This window comes from Tamlana crocina, assembly GCF_012037625.1.
This window is the reverse complement of sequence record NZ_JAAVJS010000523.1, coordinates 1-354: the sequence shown is the minus strand read 5'-3', so window position 1 is coordinate 354 and position 354 is coordinate 1. Positions and strand designations below refer to the sequence as shown.

The window sequence follows — 354 nt, the reverse complement described above, 5'->3', positions numbered from 1 at the left end:
CATTTACTATTGAAGCCTGGGTAAAACAGGACGCAGGTAAAACTGCAGGAAGTAAGACAATACTTTCCAAAAGAGACAATTCAGCATTAAGTTCCGGTGGATTTGATCTGATAGTAGAAAACAACGTTCCGAAATTCCGCTGGAATGGAGGGGAAATAGCTTCTGCCCATACAATTGGAACAGATCGCTGGTATCATTTGGCAGTAATTGTAGGAGGTGACAATTCTGGAATGTACATAGACGGAATAAAGGTAGCAGCCGGCGCCTCCGAAGCTGCAACATCAATTTCGACTCCTGTTATTATTGGTGCCGCCTATAATTCAACTACTACTGTACCTGAAAATTATTTTCACG

At 42.1% G+C, this 354-nt stretch carries 1 protein-coding gene; it reads left to right on the top strand.

Going from position 1 to position 354, the window contains the following annotated elements; genetic code table 11:
* Nucleotides 1-354, top strand: a 354-nt coding sequence (locus HC176_RS17880) for a LamG domain-containing protein (protein ID WP_167920348.1), incomplete at both ends; no start/stop codon positions are given.